This is a genomic window from Archangium violaceum (genome assembly GCF_016859125.1).
Classification (GTDB): domain Bacteria; phylum Myxococcota; class Myxococcia; order Myxococcales; family Myxococcaceae; genus Archangium; species Archangium violaceum_A.
Genome location: NZ_CP069338.1, coordinates 6,055,487 through 6,080,185 on the forward strand (window position 1 = coordinate 6,055,487; position 24,699 = coordinate 6,080,185).

The 24,699-nt window shown below is 69.6% G+C and carries 21 protein-coding genes; 9 read left to right on the top strand and 12 right to left on the bottom strand.

Features of this window, described 5'->3' with window-relative positions:
* Positions 1-41 precede the first annotated feature (41 nt).
* Positions 42-419 carry a response regulator gene (locus JQX13_RS25950; protein ID WP_203411588.1) on the bottom strand — a complete coding sequence of 126 codons (378 nt, stop codon included), beginning with the start codon at positions 417-419 and terminating at the stop codon, positions 42-44.
* Positions 420-605: 186 nt separating this feature from the next.
* Here JQX13_RS25950 and JQX13_RS25955 point away from each other — a divergent pair, with 186 nt between their 5' ends.
* Positions 606-1,004, top strand: coding sequence for a thioredoxin family protein (locus JQX13_RS25955; protein ID WP_203411589.1), 399 nt, complete (start codon positions 606-608; stop codon positions 1,002-1,004).
* A 79-nt stretch (positions 1,005-1,083) separates the two neighbouring features.
* Positions 1,084-1,878, top strand: a complete 795-nt coding sequence (locus JQX13_RS25960) for a CPBP family intramembrane glutamic endopeptidase (RefSeq protein ID WP_203411590.1) — start codon at positions 1,084-1,086, stop codon at positions 1,876-1,878.
* 36 nt (positions 1,879-1,914) lie between these two features.
* Here JQX13_RS25960 and JQX13_RS25965 read toward each other — a convergent pair whose 3' ends face one another.
* Positions 1,915-2,313: a hypothetical protein gene (locus JQX13_RS25965; RefSeq protein WP_203411591.1), complete on the bottom strand. Its 399-nt coding sequence runs from the start codon at positions 2,311-2,313 to the stop codon at positions 1,915-1,917.
* A 115-nt stretch (positions 2,314-2,428) separates the two neighbouring features.
* Positions 2,429-3,130, bottom strand: a complete 702-nt coding sequence (locus JQX13_RS25970; protein WP_239015177.1) for a S1 family peptidase — start codon at positions 3,128-3,130, stop codon at positions 2,429-2,431.
* 161 nt (positions 3,131-3,291) lie between these two features.
* Here JQX13_RS25970 and JQX13_RS25975 point away from each other — a divergent pair, with 161 nt between their 5' ends.
* From JQX13_RS25975 to JQX13_RS25995, 5 genes are all read left to right on the top strand, one after another.
* Entirely contained in the window at positions 3,292-3,942 is a 651-nt protein-coding gene (locus tag JQX13_RS25975; RefSeq protein WP_203411592.1) for a hypothetical protein, read from the top strand.
* A gap of 79 nt (positions 3,943-4,021) precedes the next feature.
* Entirely contained in the window at positions 4,022-5,218 is a 1,197-nt protein-coding gene (locus JQX13_RS25980; RefSeq protein WP_203411593.1) for an acetyl-CoA C-acetyltransferase, read from the top strand.
* A gap of 39 nt (positions 5,219-5,257) precedes the next feature.
* The gene (locus tag JQX13_RS25985) at positions 5,258-5,473 is read left to right on the top strand and encodes a hypothetical protein (RefSeq protein ID WP_203412212.1); all 216 of its coding nucleotides are present in this window, start codon (positions 5,258-5,260) and stop codon (positions 5,471-5,473) included.
* 175 nt (positions 5,474-5,648) lie between these two features.
* Positions 5,649-5,846 carry a hypothetical protein gene (locus JQX13_RS25990; RefSeq protein ID WP_203411594.1) on the top strand — a complete coding sequence of 66 codons (198 nt, stop codon included), beginning with the start codon at positions 5,649-5,651 and terminating at the stop codon, positions 5,844-5,846.
* Between the two features lie 166 nt (positions 5,847-6,012).
* A complete protein-coding gene (locus JQX13_RS25995; RefSeq protein ID WP_203411595.1) occupies positions 6,013-6,732 on the top strand; it encodes a DUF1751 domain-containing protein in 720 nt (239 codons plus the stop codon).
* 81 nt (positions 6,733-6,813) lie between these two features.
* Here the strand turns inward: JQX13_RS25995 and JQX13_RS26000 are convergent, their stop codons facing one another.
* A complete protein-coding gene (locus JQX13_RS26000; RefSeq protein ID WP_203411596.1) occupies positions 6,814-8,454 on the bottom strand; it encodes a sigma-54-dependent Fis family transcriptional regulator in 1,641 nt (546 codons plus the stop codon).
* 175 nt (positions 8,455-8,629) lie between these two features.
* Between JQX13_RS26000 and JQX13_RS26005 the strand changes: the two genes are divergently transcribed.
* Entirely contained in the window at positions 8,630-9,253 is a 624-nt protein-coding gene (locus tag JQX13_RS26005) for a YceI family protein (protein ID WP_203411597.1), read from the top strand.
* A 127-nt stretch (positions 9,254-9,380) separates the two neighbouring features.
* Here the strand turns inward: JQX13_RS26005 and JQX13_RS55535 are convergent, their stop codons facing one another.
* From JQX13_RS55535 to JQX13_RS26040, 7 genes are all read right to left on the bottom strand, one after another.
* Positions 9,381-14,372, bottom strand: a complete 4,992-nt coding sequence (locus JQX13_RS55535; protein ID WP_203411598.1) for a DUF6982 domain-containing protein — start codon at positions 14,370-14,372, stop codon at positions 9,381-9,383.
* Positions 14,373-14,499: 127 nt separating this feature from the next.
* Entirely contained in the window at positions 14,500-15,855 is a 1,356-nt protein-coding gene (locus tag JQX13_RS26015; RefSeq protein ID WP_203411599.1) for a peptidase MA family metallohydrolase, read from the bottom strand.
* Positions 15,856-15,971: 116 nt separating this feature from the next.
* The gene (locus tag JQX13_RS26020; RefSeq protein WP_203411600.1) at positions 15,972-16,559 is read right to left on the bottom strand and encodes a hypothetical protein; all 588 of its coding nucleotides are present in this window, start codon (positions 16,557-16,559) and stop codon (positions 15,972-15,974) included.
* A gap of 42 nt (positions 16,560-16,601) precedes the next feature.
* Positions 16,602-17,033, bottom strand: a complete 432-nt coding sequence (locus JQX13_RS26025; protein WP_203411601.1) for a hypothetical protein — start codon at positions 17,031-17,033, stop codon at positions 16,602-16,604.
* Positions 17,034-17,125: 92 nt separating this feature from the next.
* A complete protein-coding gene (locus tag JQX13_RS26030; RefSeq protein WP_203411602.1) occupies positions 17,126-18,901 on the bottom strand; it encodes a CotH kinase family protein in 1,776 nt (591 codons plus the stop codon).
* Positions 18,902-19,085: 184 nt separating this feature from the next.
* On the bottom strand, positions 19,086-20,300 hold the full coding sequence (gene ilvA, locus JQX13_RS26035) for a threonine ammonia-lyase (protein ID WP_203411603.1): 1,215 nt from the start codon (positions 20,298-20,300) through the stop codon (positions 19,086-19,088).
* Positions 20,301-20,383: 83 nt separating this feature from the next.
* Positions 20,384-21,613, bottom strand: coding sequence for a Glu/Leu/Phe/Val family dehydrogenase (locus JQX13_RS26040; RefSeq protein ID WP_203411604.1), 1,230 nt, complete (start codon positions 21,611-21,613; stop codon positions 20,384-20,386).
* Positions 21,614-21,704: 91 nt separating this feature from the next.
* Between JQX13_RS26040 and JQX13_RS26045 the strand changes: the two genes are divergently transcribed.
* The gene (locus JQX13_RS26045) at positions 21,705-22,199 is read left to right on the top strand and encodes a helix-turn-helix domain-containing protein (RefSeq protein WP_203411605.1); all 495 of its coding nucleotides are present in this window, start codon (positions 21,705-21,707) and stop codon (positions 22,197-22,199) included.
* Positions 22,200-22,220: 21 nt separating this feature from the next.
* Here JQX13_RS26045 and JQX13_RS26050 read toward each other — a convergent pair whose 3' ends face one another.
* Entirely contained in the window at positions 22,221-24,626 is a 2,406-nt protein-coding gene (locus JQX13_RS26050) for a serine/threonine-protein kinase (RefSeq protein ID WP_203411606.1), read from the bottom strand.
* Positions 24,627-24,699: the final 73 nt, after the last annotated feature.

A 24,699-nucleotide genomic window follows, 5' to 3' on the forward strand; every position in this document is an offset into this window, starting at 1 on the left:
AGACCCTCACCCCGGCCCTCTCCCAGAGGGAGAGGGAGTTGCTAGCCCTGGCCCACGGCGCGCGGCCTTGGCTGGAGCATCTGGTGCAGCCTCGAGATGAGGACCGCCGGCTGCACCGGCTTGATGAGGTAGGCGTCGCCTGCCTCGGGGATACCCGGGCGGGGGGCGTGGCCGCTGATGAAGAGGAAGGGGATCTTCTCGAGCGAGGGCTCGGCCCGTACCTGGCGGCACAGCTCGTACCCGTCCATGCCTTCCATGTTCACGTCCGACACGATGATGTCGGGCGGATTTCCTCGGGCCAGCTCGAGCGCGGATGCTCCATCCTCGGCGATCGCACAATCGAAATCCGGGGACAGCAGGAGACGCAGCGTCTGGCGCATGGACCACGAGTCATCCACGATCAGGACTCTGGGTTTCACAGCGGTCTCCACGTCAAGGGGCCTGCTCCCGGGTTGGCTTCACCGGGTGTGTCCGCTGTCCTGTTTCCCTCAGCGAACCTGTTCAGTTTCGCTCGATTTGCCTGGATAAGGAAGGGGGTTGGACCTGTTTTCCGCACTCCTACCTTAGGGGTGGATCGGCGCGGTCCGGTCCTTTGGGAGGAGTCCATGTCGGTGGTGTCCTTGGACAGCAAGAGTTTCGGACCGGCGCTGGCGAGACCCGGCATCCTGCTCATCCACTGGGGAGCGCGGTGGTGCGCACCCTCGCGCACCTTTGGTCCTGGTTTCGAGCGGGTGGCCCGGCGGCATCTGGACGTCACCTTCGCGAAGGTGGAGGTGGACGCACAGCCCGAGTTGGTGGAGGTGCTCGGAGTGCAGGCGCTGCCCGCGTTCATGGTGTTCCGAGACGGCTTCCTGCTGCTCAACCACGTCGGTGCGCTGTTGGAGCCGATGCTGGAGGACATCATCCGGCAGGCGCGTGCGCTGGACATGGACGACGTCCGGCGCAGGGTGGCGGAGTACCGGTCCAGCGAGGTACGGGTCCGGGTGGGTCCGCACGCAGGATGAGCGTCGTCTAGAGTGCGCGGCGCCCATGCACTCCGCGCACTCCCCAGCTCCGAGCTCCGTTTCGGATGATTCTCCTGTCGTGTCCCGCCCGCTCGGGGTGCGCCTGCTGTGGATGGGGGTGGGCTTCGTCGTGCTGGACGTGTACCTGAACGTCCCCAACTTCGTGCGGCTCTCTCCCGTGGCGTGGCTGGGGCTCTACGCCGCCTTCTTCCCGCTGGCCCATGGAGTGGGGCGATTGACCGGGGCGGGAGGACTGGGCGCGTTGGGGCTCGCTCCGCACCGGGGTTGGGCTCGCAACCTGTGGCTGGGCTTCGTCTTCTGCTCGGCCGCGTGGGCGCTCAAGTACGCCATCCTGTGGGCCCTGGGGGCCTTCCACGTCGAGGGCGCGCGTCCCGCCGGTGAGCTCGCGGAGCTGGTGTTCCAGGCCGCGGTGGCGATGTTCCTCTCGTCCGCCACGGATGACGTGCTCGTGCGCGGGTTCCTCTTCCGTCACCTCTCGGGCGTCCTGTCCGCTGGCGCGCTCGTCGCGCTCACCACGTTCGTCTACGTCCTCAACCACGTCTGGTACATGCAGCTGACGCTGGAGTCCTCGCTGTACCTGGGGCTCCTGGGGCTGATGTTCTCGCTGGCGTTGGTGCGGACCGGCTCGCTCTGGCTGAGCATCGGCCTGCACTGGGGCGGCAACGTCGTCTACCGGTTGTATGACGGCTTCGACGCACGGGGCGGAGTGCTGCGCCGGGTGATGCTCCCCGAGGCTCCGTGGCAGGAGGGCGTGAAGCTCGCGATGACGGCGCTGTCACTCGCCGCGCTGTTCCTCCTCTTCCGCTTCACGGAGAAGTCCGAGCGCGAGGGCCCGCTGTCCGCGCGCGGCTGACGCCGGAGTGGGCGCCTGCCGCGCGGGGAGCGTGCATCACCGCCGGCCGGGCCTGCCCGAGGGGTCTTCTCGCTGCTCGTTCGCCGGAGCCTCGCGCTTGTAGACGTCCTCGTTGATGTCGTGGTTGCGGACGGGGTCCTTGTCCTTCTGCTCTTCCCACTCCTCGCCCTTCTCCACGCGAGCCTCCCAGGCCGTGTCCTGCGAGGGGCCGGGGTTCACATCGGCGCGAGCGCGCTCGTTGATGTCCTGGGCTACCCGTGCCGCCGCCTGGTCGATGGAGTCCTCCATCGCGCCCGCGTTGCGCGGCTGGAAGTTCTGCCCGCGTTGATCCGGGACGTACTGATCATCGCCGACGTTCGTCATATCGGGGGCGTCCCGGCCCTTGTCCGTGGGTTCCTTCGTCCTGCCCGTGGGAATCTTGGGGGTGTCGGCCATGGGTGTCTCCGTCGTCTGCGTGCCTGATGCTGCTCGACTCAACTTCGGCACGGTGGCGCACCGGACAACCTCTCCGGCGCGCCGGGGCCCGGTTGCCCGCCCGGTCGAGAGGGGACTACTGCCCGGCGCTTCCACTTCCGCCGATGCCCTGCTCGGCATCGGGCCGGGCCACCTCCGCGACGAGCGTGTCCAGCACGGAGGAGAACTCGGCGGTGGGCGCCGCGACGCTGCACGCCGCGCCTCCATGCACCAGGCCCACCACCTGGAGCTGGCGATCCACCACGGGCGCGCCGGAGTCACCCTTCTCTCCATGCAGGCTGGTGAAGAGCGCCTGGGGCACGCCCGGCAGCGAGGGACAGCGCCCCAGCTTGCGCAGCTCCACCGCTTGCGGCTCGCTCGGACGGTCATTGCGTCCGGCGAAGAGGAGCTCCTGTCCCGGCAGGGGCAGGGTGGTGGCCACGGCCAGCGGGTGTACCGGCGCCGCCTCGTCGAAGCGGATGACGGCCACGTCCCGCCTGGGGTCCACGAGCTTCACCACCCCGCTGAGCATGTGCCCGTTGCGCAGCACCACGGGTTGACGCTCGCCGGGGGCCACGTCGATGCAGTGCGCGGCGGTGAGGGCATGACGTCCATCCGCGACGACGACGCCCGCGCAGTGGCCGGGGAAGAGCGTCACCGTGGCGTCCTTCAGGGCGCGGAAGTCCGCCCCGGCGCGGAAGTCCGCGGGCGGCTCCTCCTGCTTCTTCGAGGCGCCGCAGGCCGCCAGCGCCGTCACGGCCAGGACTCCGGCCAGCCTCGAGAGCTTCATCGCACGCATCCCCGTCCTCCCGCGGCGCAGTCGGTGCCCCGCTGGGACTGACGATGTGCATGCCCGGACAGAGGCTATTCCCGCAGGACCGCCCACCAGGCGTGCGACCGCGAGACGAAGCGGGTGCTCGCGGGCTAGGGTGCGCGCCCCATGTCTCCGGGAGCCCCGTCATGAATGCCCTCGCCGAGCTCGTGCTCGTGCTCGTCGTGCTGGGGGCGGCCGTGAAGTTGTTGCTCCTCAATTTCTGGCGCGCCGTCCTCTTCCTCTTCCCCGCGAGCGTCCGCGTCCGGCCCGAGGCCCCCGCCGAGCGGATGGAGCTACCCGAGGAGCTCGCTCCCCTGGCGGGCCAGCTCCGCGCCCTGGGCTTCGTTCCCCTGGGCCGCCACGTGGAGAAGCCCCGCTTCCATCGGGGCACCCGCTCCTACGATTTCGCACACCCCGGCGCGCGCACCTTCGCCACCCTTCATTTCGCGTCCGGGGGCCGTCCCCGCCTCTATCTCCTCACCCCGCTCGCTCCCGAGGGGTTCGTGCTCACCGCTGGTTACAAGCGGCCGGGTTTCGACCTCCCCGGTCGTTATCGCTCAGGGAGTTTTCCGGAGGCTTCTCCCGAGCGCCTGCTCCAGGCCCACCAGGAGCGTCTCGAGGGCCTTGTTCCCACGGAACACTTCACCTGGGATGCGCGGTTACAAGCGGGGCAGGCATGGTACCGGGGGGCTGGTCAAAGGGAGATTCGACGACAGAACCTCCAAGGATTGTTGTGGACCTTCGTGGCCCTTGCCATCGTCGCCGGTCTCTTCCTGGGAGGCGGGCGCTCGGCTTGATGCACCTTGGGCGTGCGCCGCGCCCTCGTTGAGAGTAGGAAGAATACATTTTTTCAGCCAGTCTGGAGCCCGTCCCGCGATGAAGAGCGTGTCCAAGAGCGAAGAGATCTACTTCCTGTCCGGTAAGCGTACGCCGTTCGGTACGTATGGCGGCTCGTTGAAGGACCTGAGCGCCACCGATCTGGCCGTGGAGTCGGCGCGGGCGGCGCTCACGCAGGCGAAGGTGTCCCCCGAGTCCATCCAGCACGTCATCTACGGCAACGTGGTGCAGACGAGCTCGGACGCCATCTACCTGCCGAGGCACGTGGGCCTGCGCACGGGCGTACCGGTGCCGGTGCCGGCGCTGGGCGTCAACCGGCTGTGTGGCTCGGGCTTCCAGGCCTTCGTCACCGCCGCGGAGATGATGCTCACCGAGCAGGCGGACTGCGTGCTCGCCGGTGGCACCGAGTCCATGAGCCAGGCGCCCCACGTCATCCGGGGCGCGCGCTGGGGCATTCCGCTGGGCAAGGGTGGCATGGAGGACATGCTCTGGAGCGCCCTCACGGACAGCTACACGGGCCTGCCCATGGCGCTCACCGCCGAGCAGCTCGCGGTGGACTACGACATCTCGCAGGACGCGGTGGACGAGTACGCGGTGCTCTCGCAGAAGCGCTTCGCCGCCGCCCAGGAGTCCGGCCGCTTGGAGCAGGAGCTGTCGCCCGTCACGCTGAAGACGAAGAAGGGCGAGACGCAGTTCGCCCGGGACGAGCACAACCGGCCGGACACCACGGTGGAGGGGCTCAAGAAGCTGCCCAAGGTCTTCAAGAAGGACGGCGTGGTGCACGCGGGCGCGGCCAGCGGCATCTGCGACGGCGCGGGCTCCATGGTGATGGCCACCCGGAGCTTCGTGGAGAAGCACGGCCTGAAGCCCATCGCCCGGCTGGTCAACTGGGGCATCTCCGGGTGCGATCCGAAGGTGATGGGGATCGGCCCGGCGCCGGCCATCCGCCGGCTGCTCGAGCGCGCCCAGTGCAAGCTGAGCGACGTGGAGCTCTTCGAGGTGAACGAGGCCTTCGCGCCGCAGTACCTCGCGGTGGAGAAGGACCTGGGGCTGCCCCGCGAGCAGACGAACGTGAATGGTGGCGCCATCGCGGTGGGCCACCCGCTGGGGGCCTCGGGCGCGCGCATCACCATGTCGCTCGCCTACGAGCTCAAGCGCCGGGGCGCCCGCTACGGCATCGGCTCCGCCTGCATCGGTGGTGGCCAGGGCATCGCGCTCCTCATCGAGGCGCTCTGAACCTTTCGCTCTCCCGACGAATGAACGGAACCCATGACGATGAGTAACGAGCTGGACGCGAAGGCGGCCCGGGAGCGGGCCAAGGCAATCGCCGAGCAGCGGCGTGCCGAGCGCCGCAACCGTAAGCGCAAGTGCGTGGTGTGTGGCGTGGAGGAGAGTGACAAGACGCCCCTGGGGCCCCACCCGGAGGGCATCGGGCCTTCGTGCAAGGACGAGGTCACCTGCCAGGCCCGCCACGCCGCGGCCTCCCGCTGAGCCTCGGGCCCTCGGGGCGGCCGGGGACGTCCCGAGCCGCCCGCCCTCCCTGGGGGGTAGGATGGGGATGTCACGTGGAGGGCAGTGGAAGGGCTGGAATCTCGGGCCCTTTTCTTGAAGGCCGTCAAGACTCGCGGTAAACCTGCGGAATCTCTTCGGCTACACGAGGGTCGGAATGGGCGTCATCAGCTTCACGGGAGTCAAGGTGTTCTCCACCACGCTCGCGCGCGACCGCGAGAACATGGGTGAGAACATCACGAAGTGGCTCAAGGAGAACCCGAACCTGGACGTGGTGGACAAGATCGTCACGCAGTCCTCCGACAAGGAGTTCCACTGCCTGACCATCACCCTGTTCTACCGCCACAAGTCCTGAGCCGGACATCCCGGCAGGTGACGGCAGCCAAGGGCGCTCTCCCCAACGACGGGGATGGGCGCCCTTCGCCATTTGAGTCGCCTGGAAGTGGACGAAACGGTTGCGAAGCGGGCCCCGTTCCCCCACCTTTGGACGACTCTCATATGTCCCGAGTGGAGGAGGTTTGATGCGACCGATGCGGAGCAGCTATGGCGGCGGCGGATTCGGCTTTCCGAGCGTGCAATCCACGGCGGCCAGGCTGGCGATCGGCCTCGTGGTGGGCTCGTTCGTGGCCCTGGCTGCGCGGACGGTGGGCTCGCTGCTGGTGCTCTCTCCCCAGGCGGTCTTCCCGGGGCTGATGCTGTGGCAGCCCTTCACCTACGGCTTCGTCGAGCTCAACCCGCTCGGCATCATCTTCGGCGCCTTCGCCCTCTACTCCATTGGCGGTGGCCTGGAGATGAGCTGGGGCTCGCGCCGGCTGCTGTGGGTGGTGTGGGGCGGCACGGTGCTCGCGGGCTTCCTCACGGTGGTGCTGTCCCTCTTCTTCCCGCTGCTGCGCTCCTACCCGTACGCGGGCGGCTGGGTGATGGGCACCATCGCCTGGGTGGCCTATGGCCTGTCCATCGGGCGAGGGCAGACGAACTTCTGGGGCATCCCCATCACCGGTCACGTCTTCGCCGCCATCGGTGTTGGCTTCGTCGTTCTCAACGGGCTCTCCGCCGGGTGGGCCAGCCAGATGCCCGAGCTGCTCGCGCTCGGCATCACCTTCATCGCCGTGCGCGGTGGCAGCCCCCGGCAGCTGTGGCTCCGTTTCCAGCACTGGCGGCTGCAGCGGCAGGTGCGTGGGCGCTCGCGTCACCTGCGTGTCATCTCCCGTGAGCGGCCGGATGACAGGTATCTGAATTAGTTCTCCCCCTGGACTCGGGGTGCGTTCCGGGGGCGACATACCCTCACCCCGTCCCTCTCCCGGAGGGAGAGGGGTGGGGGCTCAGTTGGGGTGCTCGCTCTCTCCGTATTGCTTCAGCTTCCGGTAGAGCGTGGCGATGCCGATGGCGAGCTGCTCCGCCGTGCGCGCCCGGTTGCCTCCGTTCCTCGCCAACACCGCCAGGATGTACTCGCGCTCCATCTCCTCCAGCGTCCGCGGGGAGTCTCCTGGCAGCAGGCTCGGCGGTGCCGCGCGCACCTCCTCCGGCAGGTCATCCTTCTCCACCCGCGTGCCCTCGCACAGCGCCACCGCTCGCTCGATGGCGTTGCCCAGCTCGCGCACGTTGCCCGGCCACCCGTAGCGCAGGAGCTGGTCCGCCGCTTCCGGCGACAGTCCCATCACCCGGCGCCCCAGTCGTTCCGTCGCCTCCGCGAGCAGCATCCGCGCCAACGGCAGGATGTCGTCGCGCCGTTCCCGCAGCGGCGGTATCCGCAGTTCGATGACCCGCAGGCGGTAGTAGAGATCCTGCCGGAAGCGGCCCGCCACCACCTCCGCCGCCAGGTTGCGGTTGGTGGCCGCCACCACCCGCACGTCCACCTTGCGGCTCTGGTTCTCCCCCACGCGCCGCACCTCCTTCTCCTGCAGCGCGCGCAGGAGCTTCGCCTGCATCGCCGGGGGCACCTCGCCCACCTCGTCCAGGAAGAGCGTTCCTCCGTGCGCCGCCTCGAAGAAGCCCGCCCGGTCGTGCGTGGCCCCCGTGAAGGCCCCCTTCGCGTGGCCGAACAGCTCGCTCTCCAGCAGGCTCTCCGTCACCGCGGCGCAGTTCACCGCCACGAAGGCCTTGTGCGCCCGGCTCGACTCCTCGTGGATGAGCTGGGCGATCCGCTCCTTGCCCACGCCACTCTCTCCGGTGATGAGCACCGTGGAGTCCACCTTCGCCGCCCGCCTCGACAGGTTCAGCACCTGCTGCATGGCCTCGGTGCGCGCCACCATGCCCGCCGGATCCTCCCGCACGCCCGACACCCGCGCCAGCGTCTGGCGCTTCGCCCTCAGCTTGCGCTCGGCCTGCTTCAACGCTTCCGTTACCTGCGCCAGCGCCCCCTCCATGCACTGCGTCTCGTAGAAGCGCAGCGCCTCGCGGCACTCGGTGCTCCACTCCTCCTCCGGCTTGCCGATGATCTGACACACCGCGTCCCCCCTCCCCACGCAGCGCGTCTCGAGGCAGTACACGGACTTGCCGTTGCAGTAGCTCATGTAGCCACTGGCGAAGCCCGTCAGCGCCCAGCACACCGGCTCTTCCGCCTTGCCCAGGTGCAGCAGGTGCTGCTCCGCCTCGTACGAGTCGTGCCACAGCGCCTCCGCGAAGGGCTCCGGGCCGTCCTCCTTCCCGCGCTCCACCCGCTCCAGCACCACCTGCCCCTGCAGCGTGTGCAGCCGCCCTCCCGCACGGCGCCACTGCGCCTCGTCCTCCCAGGGGAAGGCGTTCTTCATCGTCTCCGCTGTCCTCCAGCCATGCGCGAAGCCCAGCCGGGTGAGCATGCCCCTGGCCGCCGTCATCCCCACCGTGGAGATGAGCTCCTTGCGCAGCAGTCCCAACACCACTGGATCCAACAGCAGCACCCGCTGGCCCGCGAAGTGGATGAGCCCTCCGTTCGGTTCGAAGGACAGCAGCTCTCTCAGGTCCAGCTCCAGCCTTGGCGCCATGGTGACTCCCTCTCACGATGATGGCTCTATCTATCGTTTTGAGAGTTCCGGCGCGAGCCAGAGTCGCTGGGGCAAGTGATTCCAATGGTTTGGAGGGTTGACTTCCCTGGCCTGGGGGTTGCTATGAAGTCCCCGCGTGACGCTGTTCCGCAGTTCCCCAATGGAGAGAACCACCATGAAGCTGTCCCTGAAGCCCGCCATCGCCGCCCTCGTGCTCGCCGCCCCCTCGTTCGCGTTCGCCGCCGAGTTCGAGATCGACGCCGCCCACTCGGCCGCGCAGTTTTCCGTGAAGCACATGATGGTGTCGAACGTGCGTGGCGCGTTCTCGAAGGTGACCGGCAAGGCCAACATCGACGAGAAGGACATCACCAGGTCCACCGTGGAGGCGACCATCGACGCCACCACCATCAACACCAACGAGCCCAAGCGCGACGAGCACCTGCGCAGCGCTGACTTCTTCGACACCGCGAAGTACCCCACCATCACCTTCAAGTCGACGAAGGTGGAGAAGGCCGGCGCGAACCTGAAGGTGACCGGCAACCTCACCATGCACGGCGTGACCAAGCCGGTGGTGCTGGACGTGGAGGGCTTCACCACGGAGGCGAAGGATCCCTGGGGCAACATCAAGCGCGGCGGCACGGCCACCACGAAGATCAACCGCAAGGACTTCGGCCTGGGCTGGAACAGCGTGCTCGAGACCGGCGGCGTGGCGGTGGGTGAGGAGGTTGCCATCACCCTCGACCTCGAGCTGAACAAGAAGCAGGCGGCCCCGGCCAAGGCCGCGAAGGACTCGAAGTAATCGCCTGAGCGGGACAGGGCGTTTGCCCGGAGGGGCCTCGGAGACGAGGCCCCTCTTTCATTTGCGGGCACCCTCCGCGGGCACCGCCAGCGCGTGGGGCCGCGCCAGCGGTGGGGCGAGGGCGGGCTCAGCCCTCGGCGACGGCCTGCACGCTCGCGCGGTAGATGAAGATGCGCGAGGTGTTGGTGCGCGTGTCCGCGGGGATGACGAAGAAGCCCTCGCCGGTCCCCTTGTAGTCGTTGGAGAAGCCGGCCACCTGGCGTCCGTCCGTGAAGGTGACGCGCACCTTCTGCCCCTCCGGCTGCGGAGGACGGCTGCCGGTGGCGAGCATGAAGAAGACGGCCTTCACGCGCTGGATGGGGATGCGCTCGGGGGCGAAGCCGGTCTGCTGCTCGAGCGGGATGGCCTCGTCGAGCAGGTCCACGTCCCGGATGGCGCCGCGCTTCACCTGGCCCTCCACCGTGTGGATGATGACCCGGTGCTCACCCTCGATGAAGGCGTTGACGGGGGGGAGGGGGACTCCGGCGGACGCGGTGGACTGCACGGCCGAAAGGCCGCTGAGCGTCGCGCGAGGAGGCGGAGCCCCGGGCACCATCACGGCACCCATCGCGATGGTGGGGGCGGTCGACATGGGCGCCTTCGGGGTCACCGCGGGGGCCGGAGGCGTCACGGGCGCCGCGCTTCGCGCCACGGGGGCGGGTGCCACGGGCGCCGGAGGCGGAACCATGACAGGGGGCACCGCCGCGGGAGGCGGCTCCACGATGTCCTCCGAGAGGTCGATCTCCGGCATCTCGGGCTCGGCCTCCATGACGGGGAGGTCGGCCTCGGGCTCGGCTTCCATGATGGGAAGGTCGGGCTCGGGTGCTGGCGGCGGGGCGAAGGCGGAAGCCGGCTCGGGGTTGAACTGCTCCTGGGTGGGCTCGGCGAGCGGATCATGTCCCCACGCCGACTCCTGCTGCTGGCCGGACCAGTCCGACGGTGCATGTGCATCGGCCGCCGGCTCACCGGAGGACCAGGTGTCACTCGTGCCGAACAGGGAGGCGTCACGCTCGGCGCTCATGGGCTCGGCCTCGTAGGCCGCCGCGTTCCAGTCCGTCTGCGTACCGTTGGCCTGCTGCGCCTCCCAGCTCGTCGCGTCCGTGGCGGGCTCGCTCCAGGCCGTCTCCGCGGGGGCATTGGACCAGGCCGCTCCATGATCCATGGGGGCCGTCTCGGCGAGTGGCTGCGAGTCCGTGCCGGCGGCGTTCCATTCGGGCTGCACTTCCTCGACGGGCGCGTCCCAGCTGGCCTGCGGATCGGTGGCCTGTGCGGCGTTCCAGTCCTGCGTGGCGCCTCCCGTGGCCCACTCGGGCTGGGGCTCGGTGCCCTCCGTCTGCTCGGCGGCGGTCATCCACGGCTGCTGCTCGGCGGGGGCACCCCACTCGGACTGGGCCTCCAGGACGGGCTGCTCCTCGACAGGAGTGGCCCACTCGGGCTGCGCCTCGGTCGCGGGCTGCTCGGCGGGAGCACCCCACTCGGGCTGGGCTTCCAGGACGGGCTGCTCCTCGGAGGGGGCTCCCCAATCACTCTGGGGCTCGGCGGGAGCGCCCCACTCGGGCTGAGCTTCCAGGACGGGCTGCTCCTCGACAGGAGTGGCCCACTCGGGCTGCGCCTCGGTCGCGGGCTGCTCTTCGGGAGCACCCCACTCGGGCTGGGCCTCCAGGACGGGCTGCTCCTCGACAGGAGTGGCCCACTCGGGCTGCGCCTCGGTCGCGGGCTGCTCGGCGGGAGCACCCCACTCGGGCTGGGCCTCCAGGACGGGCTGCTCCTCGGAGGGGGCTCCCCAATCACTCTGGGGCTCGGCGGGAGCGCCCCACTCGGGCTGAGCTTCCAGGACGGGCTGCTCCTCGACAGGAGTGGCCCACTCGGGCTGCGCCTCGATGACAGGCTGGGGCTCTTCGGGAGCACCCCACTCGGGCTGAGCCTCCAGGACGGGCTGCTCCTCGACAGGAGTGGCCCACTCGGGCTGCGCCTCGGTCGCGGGTTGCTCCTCGACAGGAGTGGCCCACTCGGGCTGCGCCTCCATGACCGGCTGCTCCTCGGCGGCGGCCCACTCGGGCTGCGCCTCGGTGGAGGACTCGGCGGGAGCACCCCACTCGGGCTGGGCCTCGGTCGCGGGTTGCTCCTCGGCGGCGGCCCACTCGGGCTGCGCCTCAGCGGAGGGCTCCGCAGGAGCACCCCATTCGGGCTGGGCCTCCAGGACGGGCTGCTCCTCGACAGGAGTGGCCCACTCGGGTTGTGCCTCGGCGGAAGGCTCGGCGGGAGCACCCCACTCGGGCTGGGCCTCGGTCGCGGGTTGCTCCTCGGCAGGAGTGGCCCACTCGGGCTGCGCCTCAGCGGAGGGCTCCGCAGGAGAACCCCATTCGGGCTGGGCCTCCAGGACGGGCTGCTCCTCGACAGGAGTGGCCCACTCGGGCTGCGCCTCGGTGGCGGGCTGCTCCGCGGTCGTCCACTCGGCTTGCACTTCGATGACGGGCTGGGGCTCGGCGGGAGCGCCCCACTCGGGCTGGGCCTCCAGGACGGGCTGCTCCTCGACAGGAGTGGCCCACTCGGGCTGCTCCTCGGTGGCGGGCTGCTCCGCAGTCGTCCACTCGGCCTGGGCTTCGATGACGGGCTGGGGCTCTTCGGGAGCACCCCATTCGGGCTGGGCCTCCAGGACGGGCTGCTCCTCCATGGGTGCGGCCCAATCCGCCTGTGCCTCGGTGGTGGGCTGCTCCGTGGTCGTCCACTCGGCCTGGGCTTCGATGACAGGCTGGGGCTCGGCGGGATCACCCCACTCGGGCTGCGCCTCCACGGGCGCGGCCCATTCGGGCTGGGCCTCCATGACCGGCTGCTCCTCGGCGGCAGCCCACTCGGGCTGCTCCTCGGCGGCGGCCCACTCGGGCTGCGCCTCGGCGGCGGGCTGCGCCTCGGCGGCGGCGGCCCACTCGGGCTGAGCCTCGATGGTGGTGGGCCCGGTTGAATACGCCCACTCCTGCTGGACTTCCGCGGGCTGGGCCTCGAGGACGGGCTGTTCCTCCATGGGTTCGGCCCACTCGGGCTGCGCCTCGATGGACGGCATGCCGACGTCATCAGTCAGCGGGCTGCCATACGCCGTGGTGCTCTCGACTTCGGCCCCGACCATCTCCGTCGCGGACTGCTCGCCTTCCGGCTGGTGACCCCAGGTCGCGCTGGCCTCCGTGAACTGCGGAGTGCTCATGAACTCCGCGGCGCTCTCCATCTGGAGGCTCTCCCCGGTGCTCGCGTCCCCGCTTTCGCTCCAGCTCACGTCGGCGCCCGTCGTCTCGAGCGGGATGGGCTCGTCCGACACGGACGTGCCGGTCTGGTCCGCGTGCCCCAGGAAATCGGAGGCGCTGGCGAGCGGCACGGGCTCGCCCGCGTTGCCCCACTCCTCGGGCCGAGTGGTCTCGGGGTCGAACGAGTCGGCGACCTCGATGGTGTTCGCGCGCAGATCGGGCGCGACCTGCATCGGGTTCAGCTCCAGCGTGGGCACGTGGTCCGCGAACGGCACGCCCGAATCGGGAGCCGACGGCTCGATCTCGGCACTGAGATCGACCGCGTCCAGGGTGGGCTGCTCCGCTCCGGCGGGGCTCGCCTCGAACGGCTCCATGTCCTGGGGCGTCGTTTCCCACGGCGCCTCCGTGGCCGGGACCGCGTTCGGCTCGGGCGGGGTCCGGAGATCGTTCACGTCCAGGGTGGAGACCGGCTCCGCGGCGGGCTGCTGCACCGGGTACGCGGGCAACGCGTACGACGCGGTGATCTCCATCGGGTTCTCTTCGTCGAGCAGGGCGATGTCCGGTTGCGCGGCCTCCGGCTCCGCATCCACCGCGAGCGGCGCGGCGGCCCACTCGTCCGCGACAGGGGCCGCGGGCTCCTCGGCGAGCATGGGCTCGGCCTGGAGCGGCACATCGGCCTCGGGCTCGAGCAGCTCGATGTCGGAGGGGCTGATCTCGATGGTCCGCTGTGGCGTCAGCGGCGGCTCGGCGACGGGCGGCGCGGAGGCGGGAGCGGGAGTCCCCAGGTCGGAGTTGAGCGAGGAGAAGTCGTCCTCGTCCAGCTCGATGGGCCCCGCGGACTCCGAGGACTGGGGCTCGTGCACCGACGGCTGCGTCTCGAGCGTGGCCGCCGAAGGCGCGGTGACGTCGTTCCAGTCGCTCATGTCGACCGACTCGGGAACGCTCTCGGGGAGGGGGGTGATCTCGCTGACGGGCGAGACGTCGGTGTCGCTCACCTCGAAGACGTCATCGGCGCCGGGCTCCGCGGCCTCGAGCGGCTCGGCTTCGGACGCGGGGAGGGGCTCTGGAGTGGGCTCCTCCCAGGGCGCGGGCTCGTTCAGCGCGGGGACCTCGAGGTTCTCGCTCTCGAGGCTGAGCTTGACCGGATCCGGCATCGGATGCGGCTGCTGCGGCACGTACCCGGGCACCGGCGAGCTGTAACCGGGCTCCGGCTCCAGTGGAGCCTCGGCCGAGTAGGCCTGCTGCGGCTCCGCCGCGTAGGTCTGGCCTTGCGTGGCGGCGTAGGGGTCCTGGCCCTGGTGGGGGTCGTAACCCTGTGAGGCATCAGCCGCGTAGGCCTGGTTGGGATCGTAGGCCTGGTTGGGGTCGTAACCGGCGGGATACGCGTACCACTGGCCATCCTCGCCATAGTAGCCCTGGGGCTGTTGCGCGTAGGCCTGGTTGGGGTCGTAACCCTGGTTGGGGTCGTAGGCCTGGTTGGGGTCGTAGGCCTGGTTGGGGTCGTAACCGGCGGGGTAGGCGTACCACTGGCCATCGTCGCCGTAGTAGCCCTGGGGCTGCTGCGCGTAGGCCTGGTTGGGATCGTAGGCCTGGTTGGGATCGTAGGCCTGGTTGGGATCGTAGCCGGTGGGGTAGGCGTACCACTGGCCATCGTCGCCGTAGTAGCCCTGGGGCTGCTGCGCGGGGTCCATGGCCGCGGCAGGCTCCTGCGAGGGCATGGCCTGGTTGACCAGGTGCCCCTGCAGCTCGTTCCAACGAGCCTCCTCCGAGGGGGAAAGATTCCCCCGCGTCCGCTTCTCATCCAGGAAGCGAAACTCCCTCATCGCCGCACGCGTGTCCGACATCCGTCACCTTGCTGCGGACCCGGGGCCAGGGCTCCTGCCGCAGCGCCAAAGCAAAAAATTTCCGTGGGCGAGTGTAGGGGACTCAGGAGGAGGGGTAAACTTCGCGAACGCGGAATCCGCCTGCCTGTCACCTCCGCGAGAGGGCGGCCTTCACGGCGTTTTCCAGCTGCGAGACACTCCGGCCATAGCGCTGCCGGAGCGCTTGCTCGAAGGGGGTGCCCTGTCCCACCTCGCGGATCAGCTCGAGCAGCCGGGAGGGCCCTCCCTCGCTCAGCAGCTCGCGGACGGCCACGGCCGAGGTCCCATAGGCCAGGGAGGGGTCCCGCTGGGTGATGAGGGCCTGCCCGGACATCTCCGAGAGGCGCGGGAGCTGACCGGTCTGGGCGGCGCCGCGCAGGCGGGTGGCCAGCGCGTAGGGCGGTTTGTCACTGCCCAGATAGCGCCATTCGATGTACTCGGCGAGACCTTCGTTGAGCCAGGTGGGGACGCGCTGGCCACCCTGGTTCGCGCGGACCAGGTCATCCACCACGGCGTGCACGTACTCGTGGACGAGGGTGGCCTTGGTCTGCTGGGTGAGCTCGGCGGCGTCGTTGATGCGGATGGCACCATCCGCGTAGAGCCCGGCCACGGCGCGCGCGAGTGCGGCGCCCTGGTGGGTGCGGAACTCCTCGCGGGTGTAGAGGATGACGTCCACGGGATTCTCGCGCGCCTCGCCGAGCACCTGACGGGTATGGGCATGGGCCTCGTCGAGCGCGGCGATGATGCGGCCCTCGTACTCGGCGCGCTGACCGAAGTCGCGCGCGTTGTTGAAGTACTTCACCACGAAGCGGCTGTTGGAGCGGGTGCGCATGCCGTCCGAGGCCACGCCGGACTCGTAGGAGAGGCCGGAGGAGGTGGATTGGACGGAGCCCTTGTCATCGGTCTCGCCGTTGAAGCGCCGCTCGATGGCGCGGGCCTGGGCGCGGGCCTCGGACTCCTCGGCGGACTCGCTGCGGGCCTTCTGCAACAACGCGCGGGCCTTCGAGGCCTCGGGCGAGCGGGGGGGCACCTTGCCCAGCACCTCGAGGGCACCGCGCGGGTCCTTGTCCTCCAGGAGGAGCCGTCCGAGCTCCAGGCCGAAGTAGCCCTCCTTGGGGAAGTACGTCAATCCGTGACGCAGGGCCTCCTCGGCGGCGCCGCGCTGGTCGGTGGCGAGCGCGGTGCGGGCCAGACAGCGCAGGCCCGGCGCCGTCTTCTGGAAGAGCGCCGCGCGTTCGCCGAGCGAGTACGCCATGACGGCATCGGTGCCGGCGAGGGCCTCGCAGCCCTTGAGGAGCGAGGCGGCGATGGTGCGGCGTTGGGGCGGCGTGTAGCCCTTGGGGTCCACGGAGGACCAGGCGAGGTACAGGTCCTCCCACGCGCGCTGGGCGGCGAGCTTCTGGGCCTGCGCGGGCGTGGGCGGAGGGTTGGCGGAGAGCAGGGCGGCGAGGAGCAGGGCACGCATGGCGCGCAGTATGGCCGAGCCCACGTGCCCGGGCGAAGGGGACGCTGCTCCCGGGTGTGTGCGAGCGCCACCGCGGGCTCCTTGGCCATCCTGTTGGGGAGGTGCGGTGGCGGTGCCTACCAGCGGTCATCGGTGAAGAGGCAGTCGATGAGCCGGGTCGTGCCAAGACGGGTATGACGGCATTGGATGTCGGGAACCAGGGTGAAGAGCGTTTCTTGGGGAAGGGTCCGCACGTCCAGTTCCGAGCGCACCAGTGCCTCCACCCTGTCTGCGTAGGGTTTCGTCTCCGGGATGTCCTCGTAGAAGAGCGCGGGCTTTTCCCACTGCGCTCCGACTATCCGTTGGAAGGAACTGTAGATCACATATACCGGAGCCAGGATGCTGACGAGGACCACGACGGCCCGGAACTCCCGTACTCCTTCTTCGAGTTGCCGTACCTCGGGCAGGTACACACGAACACGCCAGCAGTTGTCGTCGGAGAAGAGGACGCTCCAGTCCTCCACCTTGCAGTCGGGCAGAGCCTCCGTGAGCTTGGGCATCAGGCGTTCCCAAGCTCCGGAGTTCTTCAGCGCATCCTGACGCGCTCGAATCAGGCGCTGGTATTGCTCCGACTCGGAGTACCCCTCATCGAACTCCATGAGGTTCGCGGGGTAGTACTGGTGAACCAGCTCCAACAAGCGCGGCGTGGACAAATCAGCAGTCATTGGCAGCGAGCCCACTGTGTGCCTCTGTGTTCAGGTCCCAGGCTAGAGGGATTTGATAACACGAACTCCGCCGATGGTTTTTCCCATCACCTCCTGCATTTCGTTCTTGAAGCGCTCACACATCTCTGCCGAGAGCCCTCCTTGGGCCAATGTCCGTTCCGCGGCGATGTCCGCTGCCTTCGCGGCCTCCATTTGCGCGAATTCGTTGCTCACAACGCCGAGCCTGTTGACCTCTGGCACCTGCACTTCAATCGGGCACGTGACTTTCCTGCGAACGTCTCCTGGGGTCACGTGAAGCAATGTGATGACCACCCGGGCTGATTTCCATCCCCCGGGCCCTTGTCCCCTCAATGGAACCATGGGCTGGAACTCGAACTGTGACGGCGAGATGCCTCCCCACCCGTCAATGAAGGACATGCAGGCCGTCAGGCACGACAGTGCGACAAGGACTGTGACCACAGAGGAGCGCTTCATGGGGCCTCCGAGATTCGGATTACTCGGACACCCTATGCCTCTCTACTGACAGTCCTTCGTGTTGGACGATTTCAATGGCACCGCTGTCTGGCTCAGCGCGCGAGGGGACGGCGCTCGAAGTCCTCGCTTCGCGGCGTCTTGCGTCCGTACACCGTGCCTCGAGGGAGCGGTCCGTAGAAGACGGCGTCCTCGGGGGCATACACGCGCGGCCCGCCGCTGTCCGACAGGCGCTTGCCGTCGAAGAGGCCCACCTCGCCGCCCTCGCGGGACAGGGTGAAGGGCAGGTGCGTGGGGCCCGCGCTCGTGTTTCCGTCCGCTATCAAACGCAGGCGCTGGCCCGGTTGCAGCGTCAGGGCCGGGAGCGGGGCCCGCGAGGTGGCGCGCAGATCATTCGTCAGCTCATGGCCCTCCAGCGACAGGGCGACGGTGCCGCGGTTGTACAGCTCCACGTAGCCCGAGCTCCCGGCGGATACCTCGTGAATGACGAGCGGGCCACTCCCGTGCGCATGGAGGGCCGGCAGCGTCTTCAGCAGGAAGGCGCGACGTTCACGCACGTACGTCCCGAGGAAGTCGCGCGCCCGGGCCACGTGCTCGGGCGAGGCATACGGATCCTCGGCCATCTGGGGTCCCGCCACGGCCTGGAGCGCGTCGAGGTGCGCCTGGGCCCGGGCCTCCGAGAAAGGGCCCGCGAGCGCGGCCTCGAGCTTCGCCAGCAACCGGGCGCGCAGGGCCGGCCGATCCCAGATACGGGTGTTGAGCACGTTCCAGGTGGGCCGATGGGCGGGGCGCTGGGCCACGCGGGTCTCGTAGATGCGCTGGACCCAGGGATCATACAGGCTGAAGGACTGGGGCCAGCGCGTGGTGATGGGCGGGTCCTCGGGCATCCACGTCCGCCAGTGGAACATCCGCGCGTTGTTGAGGTCCCACGGCGTGTATTGCCACCGATCCTTCACCGGCTCGTGGATCCAATAGCCGCGTGCGTCCTCGATGATGTTGTTGGAGATGAGCATGTCCGCGGCGAGGTTGCCCAGATAGGCCTCCACGTCGACGAACCGCTCCAGCTTCGCCTCGAACTCGGCGTCGTCGCTGCGATTCACCCACGCCAGGAAGGCATCCAGGTCGGCGTGGCCCGTGTCCTTCTGGGTCTTCTTCTCGAAGCCGGTCTGATGGGGGCCCGTCTGGAGCGTCAGCTCGCAGTTGCGGTGGCCACAGCGGTAGATGGAGGCGTCACGCTCCAGACCGTGGTGCTTCAGGTAGTCCTTCCCCACGTGCTCCATGTCCAGGTAGAGCCCGTTGTGCCGTCCATTGAGGCTCACCCGGACGTAGCGCGCTCTCGGCACGGGCAGTCCCAGGGCGGTGTAGAGGTCCACCGCGAACTTCTCGGAGAGCTTGCCGCTGTCGTACCAGCTGGCGAGCAGCTCGAAGTGATCCCGGTCCTCCAGCTCGTAGCCCTTGTCCAGGTCGACGTCGAAGCTCTTCTGGGGCAGCTCGCGGGTGCTGGCGCCGCGATAGCGCACCTGGCAGGGGGCTCTCTGGCCGTCGAGCACCACCACGGCCGGCACCGACTCATCCGATGTCGGGTGGGCGTCCAGCCACGCCAGATGCTCCGGGGAGATCCACAGCTCGAGGACCGGAACGCGCGTCTGGACGGGCGGATATGCGCCGGGGCCCGGGTCCTCACGTGTCCCCGTGTCCACCGGAGGGACGTCACCCTCATCGACCTGGGAGATGTCGTCCGTGTCGGGTGGATGGGGCTGGAGATCGATGCGGCTGTTGTCCGTGGCCCCGGGAGAGGAGGGAAGGGACGCGGGCCCACAGGCCAGCAGTCCCGCCAGGCTCACCCTCAGCAGCCAATGCCAGTTCCTCATGAGACCCCCCGTGCGAAGCGGAGGGCCACCGGTGCACCGTTCATGCCTCACGGTGTGTCGGATGGTGGAACGGGAAGTCCCGCCCGCTACCCTGGAGGGCGATGCCGCGCGAGCCCGTGGGAAGCGCTGTTCCCACCATGGCGACGTCGGGTCCCACGAGAGGCAATGCCACGGAGCGGAGGCGTCACGTCTCTTCCGCGACCTGCCAGCCGTTCTGTCCCAGGCTGCCCATCAGCTCCTCGATGTGGCCGCGGCCGCGCGTCTCCAGCGTCACCTCCACCGCCACCTCGCCCAGGCCCGCCTTCGAGAAGGCTCGGTTGTGATAGATCTCCACCACATTGGCGCCCTGCTGGGCGATCTCCGCCGTGAGCCGCGCGAGCATTCCTGGCCGATCCGGCATGCGCACCACCAGCCGCACCAGTCGCCCGTCCTTCACCAGGCCCCGCTCGATGATGCGGCTGACGAGGTTCACGTCGATGTTGCCGCCGGAGATGAGCGCCACCACCTTGCGCCCGCGCGCCGAGGGAATCTTCCCGTTGAGCATCGCCGCCATGCCCACCGCGCCCGCGCCCTCCACCACCGTCTTCTCCCGCTCCAGCAGCAGGAGGATGGCGTTGGCGATCTCCTCGTCGTCCACGGTGACGATGTCGTCCACGTAGCGGCGGATCATCTCGAAGGTGTAATCGCCAGGGCGCTTCACCGCGATGCCGTCCGCGATGGTGGTCCCCGCGGGCAGCTCCACCAGCTTCCCCGCGTCCACCGACGCCTTCATGCTCGCGATGGCCGCGGCCTGCACGCCGATGATCTTGATGCGCGGGTTGGTCTCCTTGATCGCGCACGCCACGCCGGAGATGAGCCCGCCGCCGCCAATGGGCACCACCACCATGTCCATGTACGGACACTGCTCGAGCAACTCCAACCCGATGGTGCCCTGGCCCGCGATGACGAGCGGATCATTGAACGGGTGGATGAAGACGCGGTTCTCCCGGTCCTGGATGCGCAGGGCCTCGGCGTAGGCCTCGTCGAAGTTGCTGCCGTGCAGCACCACCTTCGAGCCGTAGCCGCGCGTGCGTGCCGCCTTGATGAGCGGCGTGCGCTCCGGCATGACGATGGTGGAGTTCACGCCGCGCCGGCCCGCGTGGTAGGCGAGCCCCTGCGCGTGGTTGCCGGCCGAGGCGGCGATGACACCCCGGGCCTTCTCGTCCGGCGTGAGGGTGAGCAGCTTGTTGAGCGCACCGCGCTCCTTGAAGGCGCCCGTGCGCTGCAGGTTCTCCAGCTTGCAGTACAGCGCCGCGCAGTCCGTCACCTCCTTGAACTGCTCCGACCTGGCGCAGGCCGAGCGGTAGACGGCGTCACCGATGCGCTGCTGGGCGTCTTCGATTTGCTGGAGCGTGACCATGGGCTTGTGTGGCGCCTGATAACCGAAGCGCCGCCCGCGCGAAAGAGGAGGGGACTTCGGGCTGACGGTTGTCCGCCCGCTCGTCAGATGCCGCGCAGCACCGTGGCCTTGCCCACACGCCCGATGGCCAGGATGAATGCCGCGGTGCGCAACGTCACCTTGCGCGAGCGCGCCACCTGGGCCACCCGGTCGTAGGCCTCCTTCATCGTCTTCTCCAACTCCGCGTTCACCCGGTCCTCCTCCCAGGTGAGGTGTTGGAGATTCTGCACCCACTCGTAGTAGCTGACCGTCACGCCTCCCGCGTTGGCGAGGATGTCCGGCACCACCAGCACGCCGCGCTTCTCGAGGAGCTCGTCCGCCTCCGGGTCCGTGGGGCCGTTGGCTCCCTCGATGATGAGCCGGGCGCGCACCGCGTTGGCGTTGTTGCGGTTCAAAGCATGACCGAGCGCGGCGGGGATGAGCACGTCGCAGTCGGAGGCGAGCACGTCCTCGTTGGAGCAGGCCTGGCCGCCGCCGAAGCCGGTGACGGTGCCGGTGCGCTTCACGTGCTCGAAGAGGCCGGGGATGTCCAGGCCCTGCGGGTTGTACACGCCGCCGTACACGTCCGACACGGCCACCACCACGCCGCCGTCCTGCCACAGCAGCTGCGCGGTGTGGCTGCCCACGTTGCCGAAGCCCTGGATGGCGAAGCGCGTGCCCTTCATGGGCAGGCCCACGTCCCGGAGGATCTCCCGGGTGATGTAGAGCAGCCCACGCCCGGTGGCCGAGTCACGGCCCTTGGAGCCGTAGAGCTCCGGGGGCTTGCCGGTGACGACTGCCGGCGAGTGCCCGTGGTAGCGCGAGTACTGGTCCATGATCCACGCCATCACCTGGGGGTTGGTGTTGATGTCGGGCGCGGCGATGTCGCGGGTGGGACCGATGACGTCCTGGATCTGATCCACGTACTTGCGGGTGAGGCGCTCGATCTCCTTCAGGGAGAGCTGGGTGGGATCCACCGCGATACCGCCCTTGGCGCCGCCGTAGGGGAGGTTCACCACGGCGGTCTTCCACGTCATCAACGAGGCGAGCGCCACGCACTCGTCCTGGGTGATGGTGGGGTGGTAGCGCAGGCCGCCCTTCATGGGACCGCGGCTGTTGTCGTGCTGGATGCGGTAGCCGTGGAAGGTGCGGATCTCCCCGCTGTCGAGCTCGATGGAGACCTGGACCTTGACCTCACGAAGGGGCGTGGCGAGCAGCGTCTCGATGCGCTCGCCCACGTCCATGATGCGCGCGGCCTTGCGGAAGTAGTGGTGGATCCCTTCGACGGCGTGCATGGCCGGAGTGCTCTCCTGAGGCGGCCGGCGTGGGGGCGACCCACGACGGCGCGAGACCTTAACAGATGATGTGCGCTAGCATGGGTTGGCGATGCGCTCCAGTTCCCCGTCAGCCCAGGATGCGAGCGGGCACCTGCAGGGGCTCGCCCGACGCATCCGCGCCCTGCGTGAGCGGCGGGGTCTGAAGCAGGAGGACTTCGCCGAGCGGTGTGGAATTTCCGTGAGCTTCACATCCCTGCTGGAGCGGGGGGAGCGCAGCCCCAGCTACGAGACGCTGGTGCAGGTGGCGGCGGCCCTGGGGGTGTCCCTGGCGGAGCTCTTCCGGGTGGACGAGGACGAGGTGGCGGGGGCACACCGGCTGGTGGACTTCGCGCGGGAGCATCGGCTGACGCGGGCGGAGGTGGACCGGCTGCTGGCGGTGGCGGAGGCCATGTTCGGATCCGGACGCACATCCGGAGAGGTGCCGGCCGAGGAGGCTCCCCGCTGCAAGGAGCCGGGCTGCGAGCGGCCGGTGCTGGCGAGGGAGCTGTGCGTGGCGCACTACCACCGGGCCCGGAGGGCGAAGGCGGGACGGCCCCCGGATTGAGCCTGAACCTCCTCCGGAGCGCTACCCGTCCCAGATGACTTCCACCCGGGTGCGCACCTCGCGGCGGCCCTCGGCGAAGCCGGGCAGGGCGCGCAGCGGCTCGAGCGCGGGGCAGTGGTCGGTCCACTCCAGGTCGATCAGCGCCGAGTGGGCCGCACCCAGGAAGTAGTCCAGCGCCTTCCGGGGGTGTCCGGTGAGGCAGAGCTGCTCGGTGGCGAGCTGGCGCATCAGCGAGGCGAACCGCGGGCTGAGCCGGTGGCTCAGCATGGCGTCCAGCGGGGCGAGCGAGGCGATCGGATCCACCTCGCCGAGCACGGCGGCTGCGTAGCGCACGCCGGTGAACGCCGCGCCGGGTGCTTCGTCCTCCAGGGCGCGCTTGCACCGCCGGACGCCCTCCAGATCTCCCCTCCAGGCGGCGACGCGCAGGCGGAGCATCAGGCTCGGGATGCGGTAGGTGGTGAACGCGGCGAGCCGCTCGCTGGCCTGGTGGTAATCCTCCATCCGTCCGTGCAGGGCGCTGCAGCGGGCGAGCTCGAACAGGCACAGGCCCATGCGTGAGTCGAGGTCGAAGGCCCGGCGCAGGAGCACGAGCCCCTCGTCGGCACGCCCGGCCTCGCACTGGAGGCTGCCGAGGAACAACATGGCCACCGGGAAGGTGTGCGCGGCCTCGAGCGAGGCGCGGGCGGAGAGCACGGCCTCGCGCCAGTCTCCCTCCTGTGAGGCGAGCATGCCCCGGGCCAGGTACGTCTCGGCGAGCTGGGGAGCCCGCTGCTCGAGACGCTCGACGCTGGCGCGGGCCACGTCTCCCCAGTCGCGCTGGGTGCTCGAGCCGCCCACGATCCACGCCCGCATGCACAGGAGGGCATGGAGCGCCTGGGCGGGCAGGAAGTCCGGCGCGAGCGCGATGGAGCGCTCCAGCCAGCCGATCGCCACGTCCGGAGAGGAGCCCGAGGTGTAGCCCTGGACGAAGCCCTGGCGGAACAGCGCGAGCGCCTCCGGTGAGGCGGTGTCGCGCTCGGAGGCGACCCACAGCTCGACGCGCAGCGCCTCGGCGATGCGTGGGCCCAGCCGATCCTGCTGCTCGAAGGCATCCGCGGAGGAGTCCTCGAACCGGCCGCTCCACAGCTGGGTACCGTGGGCCGTCTCCACCAGGCGGACGGAGACGCGGACCGTGGAGCCCGCGCTCTGCACCGTGCCGTCGACGAGGAAGCCCACGCCCAGCTCGCGGCCCACGGTACGGGGCTCGCGCTCGTTGCGGAAGCGCAGGGTGGCCGCGCTGCAGGGCACGCGCAGGCCCCGGGTGCGTGACAGCACGTCGATGAGCGCGTCGGTGAGCGCGTCTGCGAGGAACGCGCGCTCCTGGGGCCCCTGGAAGCGCAGCGGGAGGATGGCCACCCCCGGCTCGCGGGTCTCGGTGAGGAGCAGCGAGAGGGTGGACAGCTCGCGTGGGGGCGGAAGCGGAAGCGGAGGCGTGGGCAGCGCTGGCAGCGACACGAGCGTGGGGGTGAGCTCGCCGAGCCCTTCCAGCCACGTGTGCAGCGAGCGGGCGAAGTGCGCGGCGCTCGCGGGACGATCCTCGGGTGCGCGGGCGAGGCAGTGCAGCACCAGCTCGGCGAGCGCGTCCGGCACGGCCATCCTGGCCCGTGGATCCGGCGGAGGCTGGTTCAGGCGGGCCAGGGCCACCGCCATGGGAGAGTTGCCGGAGAAGGGCGGCGCCGCGGTGAGCATCTCGTAGAGCATCAGGCCCACGGCGTAGAGGTCCGCGCGTGCGTCCACCTCGCCGTTGGAGAGTTGCTCCGGCGCCATGTACATGGGCGTACCGGCGGTGCCCTGGGTGCTCCGGGCGGACTCATCCACCAGGGCGCGGGCGATGCCGAAGTCGGTGAGGACGACGCGCCCGCCCTTCTCGACGAGGACGTTGGCCGGCTTGAGGTCCCGGTGCACCACGCCGGCGGCATGGGCGGCGGCCAGGCCCTCGCACACCGCCAGGGCGATGCGGGCGGAGCGCCCGGGCGCCAGCGGCCCCTCGCGGGCGATGAGCGAGCGCAGATCCACACCGTCCACGTACTCCATGGTGAGGAAGTGTTGGCCCTCGTGCTCTCCCAGGTCGTGCATGCGCGCGACGTGGGGATGGGAGATGCGGCGCGCCAGGCGGACCTCGCGGCGGAAGCGCTCGAGCGCGTTCGTGCCGGGGTCCTTCTCCAGGTCCAACGTCTTGAGGGCCACCACGTCGCCGACGAGCACGTCGCGCGCCCGGTACACGCGGCCCATGCCTCCGCGTCCCACGAGCGCCTCGAGGCGGTAGCGCCCGGCGAAGAGCTCCGCGGAAGGCGCCGGGCTCGGGGTACCGCCCGCCTCCGGCCGTCCGGGGAGCGTCACCACGGTGGCGTCGTCATCGGGAGGCGGAGCGGAACGGTCGTAGGACACGGCGGGAGGATTCTAGGCCATCCCGCCTGGGGGTGCTCGGGGCGGGGACGAGTGCCCGCCCCCCTACACCGGC

Bases quoted from the DNA above. Each gene is read 5' to 3' on its own strand.
- JQX13_RS25955 (WP_203411589.1), top strand. From the start codon at position 606: ATGTCGGTGGTGTCCTTGGACAGCAAGAGTTTCGGACCGGCGCTGGCG.
- JQX13_RS25965 (WP_203411591.1), bottom strand. From the start codon at position 2,313: ATGGCCGACACCCCCAAGATTCCCACGGGCAGGACGAAGGAACCCACG.
- JQX13_RS25970 (WP_239015177.1), bottom strand. From the start codon at position 3,130: ATGCGTGCGATGAAGCTCTCGAGGCTGGCCGGAGTCCTGGCCGTGACG.
- JQX13_RS25975 (WP_203411592.1), top strand. From the start codon at position 3,292: ATGAATGCCCTCGCCGAGCTCGTGCTCGTGCTCGTCGTGCTGGGGGCG.
- JQX13_RS25980 (WP_203411593.1), top strand. From the start codon at position 4,022: ATGAAGAGCGTGTCCAAGAGCGAAGAGATCTACTTCCTGTCCGGTAAG.
- JQX13_RS25985 (WP_203412212.1), top strand. From the start codon at position 5,258: ATGAGTAACGAGCTGGACGCGAAGGCGGCCCGGGAGCGGGCCAAGGCA.
- JQX13_RS25990 (WP_203411594.1), top strand. From the start codon at position 5,649: ATGGGCGTCATCAGCTTCACGGGAGTCAAGGTGTTCTCCACCACGCTC.
- JQX13_RS25995 (WP_203411595.1), top strand. From the start codon at position 6,013: ATGCGACCGATGCGGAGCAGCTATGGCGGCGGCGGATTCGGCTTTCCG.
- JQX13_RS26000 (WP_203411596.1), bottom strand. From the start codon at position 8,454: ATGGCGCCAAGGCTGGAGCTGGACCTGAGAGAGCTGCTGTCCTTCGAA.
- JQX13_RS26005 (WP_203411597.1), top strand. From the start codon at position 8,630: ATGAAGCTGTCCCTGAAGCCCGCCATCGCCGCCCTCGTGCTCGCCGCC.
- JQX13_RS55535 (WP_203411598.1), bottom strand. From the start codon at position 14,372: ATGTCGGACACGCGTGCGGCGATGAGGGAGTTTCGCTTCCTGGATGAG.
- JQX13_RS26015 (WP_203411599.1), bottom strand. From the start codon at position 15,855: ATGCGTGCCCTGCTCCTCGCCGCCCTGCTCTCCGCCAACCCTCCGCCC.
- JQX13_RS26020 (WP_203411600.1), bottom strand. From the start codon at position 16,559: ATGACTGCTGATTTGTCCACGCCGCGCTTGTTGGAGCTGGTTCACCAG.
- JQX13_RS26025 (WP_203411601.1), bottom strand. From the start codon at position 17,033: ATGAAGCGCTCCTCTGTGGTCACAGTCCTTGTCGCACTGTCGTGCCTG.
- JQX13_RS26030 (WP_203411602.1), bottom strand. From the start codon at position 18,901: ATGAGGAACTGGCATTGGCTGCTGAGGGTGAGCCTGGCGGGACTGCTG.
- ilvA (WP_203411603.1), bottom strand. From the start codon at position 20,300: ATGGTCACGCTCCAGCAAATCGAAGACGCCCAGCAGCGCATCGGTGAC.
- JQX13_RS26040 (WP_203411604.1), bottom strand. From the start codon at position 21,613: ATGCACGCCGTCGAAGGGATCCACCACTACTTCCGCAAGGCCGCGCGC.
- JQX13_RS26045 (WP_203411605.1), top strand. From the start codon at position 21,705: ATGCGCTCCAGTTCCCCGTCAGCCCAGGATGCGAGCGGGCACCTGCAG.